This is a genomic window from Saccharospirillum sp. (assembly GCF_040881935.1).
In the GTDB taxonomy this organism is placed as follows: domain Bacteria; phylum Pseudomonadota; class Gammaproteobacteria; order Pseudomonadales; family Natronospirillaceae; genus Saccharospirillum.
Genome location: NZ_JBBECH010000028.1, coordinates 1 through 5,201 on the forward strand (window position 1 = coordinate 1; position 5,201 = coordinate 5,201).

Sequence of the window (5,201 nt, forward strand, 5' to 3'; positions counted from 1 at the left end):
TAGCGACTCTACCGATCCAGAAACACAGAGCCAGCGCTTACATCGCGGGCTCTTTTTCTATCGGGCCGGTTGGGCGGTTCATAAAATTCACCTGTCATTCTCTCTTCATTTTTCTATAATTCACTCGGTTGACCACCGGTCAGCTCTGCGGCTCAGCAGCCCTCACTCGAACCTGCCTCTTAATGATTAATTTTCAAGGAACCACCATGTTACTGCCCTTGCTCGCCATTATCTTCGGTCTGATTCTGCTGGTCTGGAGTGCCGATCGGTTTGTCGGCGGCGCGTCCTCAACGGCGCGTCATTTTGGAATGCCGCCCTTGTTAATTGGTATGGTCGTGGTCGGCTTTGGCACCTCGGCTCCGGAAATGGTGGTATCGGCTTTGGCGGCCAGTCAGGGTAACCCGGGCATTGCGCTGGGGAATGCTTACGGTTCGAACATCACCAACATCGCGCTGATTCTGGGTGTTACCGCGTTGATCAGCCCGATTGCGGTGCACTCCCAGGTACTGCGCAAGGAATTGCCGATTCTGTTGGGGGTGACCGTGCTGGCTGCCTGGCAGATTTGGGATGGCGAGCTGACGCGGCTGGATGCTTTGGTTTTACTGGTTGTGTTTGCTGCGTTGATGGGCTGGACGATTCGTCAGAGCCTGGGTCAGCAAGGCGATGCGCTGGCGACCGAAATGGCAACAGAGCTCTCTGCCGAGCCCATGCCGCTTAAGCGAGCGCTGATGTGGCTGGGTGTCGGTCTGGTGTTGCTGATCATCAGTTCGCGCATTCTGGTTTGGGGGGCGGTGTCGATTGCCCAGAGCCTGGGTGTCAGCGACCTGATCATCGGGCTGACCATAGTCGCCGTGGGTACTTCTTTGCCTGAATTTGCTTCCTCGATAATCGCCGCGCGCAAAGGTGAGCATGACATTGCGCTGGGCAACATCATTGGTTCCAACCTGTTCAATACCCTGGCAGTGGTTGGTATAGCCGGCATGTTCGGCACCATGTCGGTAGGCCCGGAAGTGTTTTATCGGGACATCATGATGATGGCAGGTCTGACGCTGGTGCTGTTCGTTTTCGGCTACGGTTTCCGTGGCCCGGGCCGGATCAACCGGTTGGAGGGCGGTGCCCTGTTGGTCGCCTATCTGGCCTATACCGGCTACCTGATCAGCACCCTGTTCGTTTGACCGGGTCTCAAAGCCAGCCTTTGTGTTTGAAGAACCAGTAAGGGGCTATGCCGGAGGCGAGCATTAACATCAGTGCCATCGGGTAGCCCAACATCCAGTTCAGTTCCGGCATGACATTGAAGTTCATGCCGTAAATACTGGCCACCAGAGTCGGTGGCAGAAACACCACGGCAGCGATGGAAAAGGTTTTGATGATCTTGTTCTGATTGATGTTGATAAAGCCCTGGGTCGAGTCCATCAGAAAGTTGATCTTGTCGAACAAAAAGCTGGTGTGGGTGAGCAGGGTTTCAATGTCGTGCAACACTTCGGTACACAGCTCCGGACTCGACAGGCGGCCGCGAATCTGACGCTGCAGAAAAGTAAGAGAGCGCTGGGTGTCCATCAGGCACAACCTGATTTTTCCGTTGCTGTCTTCCAGTTTCGCCAGTTGGTCAATGGCCCACTCCATGTCTGAATTCTCATCTTCCAGCACCACCTTGCTTACACCTTCCAGATCCCGGTGGATGTCTTCAATAAAGTCGGCCAGGTTTTCTACTTTCTGCTCAAAAATAGTCATCATCAGGTCAGCCGGGGTGGCCGCTTCAACCTGGCTTCGTCTTGCCCGCAACCGCAACAGCCGAAAGTCGGCAAGTTTGCCTTCGCGTACTGTGATCAGTCGTTTGGGCTGCAGGATAAAGGCAACGGTGGCTGTCTTGTGACGACCTTCGCTGTGGCTCAGGAACAGTGAGTGAACATGGATACCTTCATCGTCAATAAAATACCGTGCTGAAGACTCGATCTCTGAAATGTCGCTGGCCAGTGGTAATTCCGATCGCATCAGCGCATTAATCTGATCCCGCTCAGCCGTATCCGGTTCGTGCGCATCCAGCCAGTCGGCACTAGCGAGCATGGGGTTGGTGATCTGTTCAGACTGTATCTGCTGAATTCGGTTATGGTCGAGCTTAAACAGGCGCAGCATGAATGTTGGTCCTATACCGAGTGTGCTTTGAAGCCGTTCATACCGGCTTCGGCCAGCGTTAACTGGGGTGCTCAATCCAGTTTAGGGGGATGCAGCGTCCTGTACTAGGAAAAATTAAGGATGCGAGCCTGATACCGACCCCGGGTCTAAGCTGATAGGCTGACCTATTTGAGAATCGAGTTAACGTAATACCATGCCGAACGCCTCCCAACATCTGGCCCGCCCTGTGGCCATCGCTATTCTGGTTACCGGGTCCTTTCTGTTTGCTGCCAATCATGTTGCGGCCCGGGTTGCCTTTGATGACGGTACCGGCGTTTTGCTGGCCATTCTGACCCGTGGCAGTATCGCCTTTTTGATGATGCTAACACTGGTGCTTGCGCAAAGGCACAGGCTCGGTATCCCGGTCGGAAAGCGCCGCTGGCAGTGTTTGCTCGGAGTCATGATCGCCGGGCAGAGCCTGTGTCTCTATTCGGCTGTGGCGCGCATTCCGGTGGCGGTGGCGTTGTTACTGGTGAACACCTGGCCCATTCTGTATGCCTTGCTGACCTGGCTGTTGGGCGGGCGGCGGCCAACGCTGCGCTTTGCGGTGATTATGACCATCATCCTGATCGGTCTGGTGATGGTGCTGGATCTGGGTACCTGGCTTGCGAATCCGGCTGCCATGGGCCCGGACTGGTTGCCGGGTGTGGTTCTGGCCGTATCAGCGGCGTTGTTTTTTTCGGTGGCCATCTGGGTAACCGAAAACCGGCTATCACGCTTACCGGGTGCGGTACGCAGCGTGTTTACCATGATGACGGTCCTGTTACTCATGGCCCTTGGCGGCGCGCTGGGTATTGTGCCCGGTGGTCTGGACTTGCCCCAAAGCCAGACCGGCTGGATCGGTCTGGCCAGTCTGGCGGTCCTGTATGGCACTGCATCAACCGTACTGTTTGTGCTGGTGCCCCGGCTGAATATGGCGCGCAATGCCCCGGTGATGAATCTGGAGCCGGTCGCATCCCTGCTGCTGGGCTTTTTGGTTCTGGGCCAGGCGCTGGCCCCGGTTCAGTTGTTAGGTGGTGCGGTTGTGCTCAGTGGCATCGTCTGTTTGAGTTTGATGCGCAAAGAATAGAGTCTTCATACAAGCCCGTAATGGATGCTGATCACCACCAGGGTTGAGACACCAATAAGCAGGTTCATCGGCAAGCCCACTTTCAGGTAGTCGCTGAAGCGGTAACCACCGGGGCCCATGACCATCAGGTTGGTCTGGTAGCCAAGCGGGGTGGCGAAACTGGCGGAGGCGGCCATCATCACCCCCATGATGAACGGCTCCGCATCGACCTGAGCGGCACTGGTGATTGACAGCACAATGGGCACCATCACCACAGCGGCCGCGTTGTTGGTGATGATCTCGGTCAGCAAGGAGACGGTGACGTAGACCATAACCAGCATCAGCAGGGTCTCGCCGCCACTGAGGGCGACCAGTTGCTGGGCGATAACCGCCGCTGCGCCGGTACTCTGCAGCGCATTGCCGAGTGCGAAGGAGGCGGCAATGGTCAGCAACACGGGTGCATCCAGGCTTTTCTGAATCTGACTGACGCGCAGGCAGCCGGTGGCGACCATCGCCGAGGCACCGAGCAGCGCCGCATTCAGAATGCTGAGCAGGCCGAAGGTCGCGCTGAACACCACGCCAGCCAGAATCAGCCAGGCGATACCCGCTTTGTCGTGACGAGGGCGTTCGGTCTCCAGATCATTAATCAGCAGGAAGTCCTGAGCGTAATGCTGGCGGCTTACAAAGGCGGGCCGGGCTTCCAGTAGCAGAACATCACCCGCTTGCAGCCGAATATTGCCCAGGTTGCCCTGAACCCGTTTGCCATGGCGGGCTACCGCCAGCACAACGGCGCCAAAGCGGTCGCGAAAGCGGGCGTCGCGAATGGTCTGGCCAATTACATCCGAACGCGGCGATAGTGCGGCTTCGACCAGGCGGCGCTCGGCCCGGTGCTGGTCGAGGCTGGGTTCATCGTCGTGGGTGGAAGGCACAATGCCCTGAATGCGCAACAAGTCGGAAATGGCCTGGGTTTCCCCGGCAAACACCAGGCGGTCACCGGCCATTAACCGTTCTTCCGAGGGCACCGCCGTCACCACGCTGCCCTGGCGCTCAATTTCGACCAGATAAAGCCGGTCGAGGTTACGCAAGCCAGCGGAATCGACGGTTTTACCCACCAGCGGGCCAGTCGGGTTAACCCGAACCTCCAGCGTAAATTCCCGCAACGAGCCGAACTTCTGGGCATCCTGACGCTCTGGCAGAATACGCGGGAACAGCCAGACAATGGCCACCAGACCAATTAGCGCGACCGGCAAACCAATGGCGGTGATCGAGAATAACGACAGCGAAGTGTCGCCGGACAAGTCCCGGTACAGGCCATTGACCACCAAGTTAGTGCTGGTGCCCATCAGCGTCAGCGTACCGCCCAGAATCGCCGCGTAACTCAGCGGAATCATCAGTTTGGAGGGGGCAATGCCAATGCGGCGGCACCAGGCATGGATGGCGGGAATCAGCGTAGCAACGACCGGTGTGTTGTTCAAAAAGCCACTGAGCAATGCCACGGGAAAAATGATGCGAGCCTGAGCACTGCGGGTAGAGGATGGCCGGCCCAGGAAGCGGTGTACCAACGCATCCACACCACCCGAGTTATGAATGCCGGCCGCGACCACGAACAAGGCGGCAACGGTCATTAAACCGGTATTGCTAAACCCGGCCAGGGCTTGTTCGGGGCTGAGAATACCGCTGGCGCTGAGTACAATCATCACCGCCAGCATTACCCAGTGCGGCGCATAACGACCGCTGGCCATTGCCACCAGGGCGATCAATGCCAGCACAATAGTGGCGCAGCCTTGCCAGGTCATTCAGGGGTGCTCCCGCGTGGAAAACCTCAAGAGTAACCAAGGTCAGTGATTCTATAAATGAATTAAAAAGAATCTATAAGTAACTAATTGATATAAGTGGGTTTGCTTTTAACGCTTGAGTACCGAATTGGCCTGAGAATTGAGTGTCGGCTACCGGGTGTACTCCTGCGGGGAAGTCCGCAGCA

Annotated in this window: 4 protein-coding genes; 2 read left to right on the plus strand and 2 right to left on the minus strand. The window is 56.9% G+C overall.

Annotated features, from left to right (window positions below; genetic code table 11):
- The first annotated feature begins 206 nt into the window (after window positions 1–206).
- Window positions 207–1,175: a calcium/sodium antiporter gene (locus tag WEB54_RS04195; RefSeq protein ID WP_368053542.1), complete on the plus strand. Its 969-nt coding sequence runs from the start codon at window positions 207–209 to the stop codon at window positions 1,173–1,175.
- A 7-nt stretch (window positions 1,176–1,182) separates the two neighbouring features.
- On the opposite strand, the gene corA is transcribed toward WEB54_RS04195, so the two are convergent.
- Window positions 1,183–2,133 (minus strand): magnesium/cobalt transporter CorA, encoded by a 951-nt coding sequence (gene corA, locus WEB54_RS04200; RefSeq protein WP_368053544.1) that lies wholly within the window; start codon window positions 2,131–2,133, stop codon window positions 1,183–1,185.
- 193 nt (window positions 2,134–2,326) lie between these two features.
- On the opposite strand from corA, the gene WEB54_RS04205 reads away from it, so the two are divergent.
- A complete protein-coding gene (locus WEB54_RS04205) occupies window positions 2,327–3,241 on the plus strand; it encodes a DMT family transporter (protein WP_368053546.1) in 915 nt (304 codons plus the stop codon).
- Window positions 3,242–3,246: 5 nt separating this feature from the next.
- On the opposite strand, the gene WEB54_RS04210 is transcribed toward WEB54_RS04205, so the two are convergent.
- Window positions 3,247–5,016 carry an SLC13 family permease gene (locus WEB54_RS04210; RefSeq protein ID WP_368053548.1) on the minus strand — a complete coding sequence of 590 codons (1,770 nt, stop codon included), beginning with the start codon at window positions 5,014–5,016 and terminating at the stop codon, window positions 3,247–3,249.
- Window positions 5,017–5,201 lie beyond the last annotated feature (185 nt).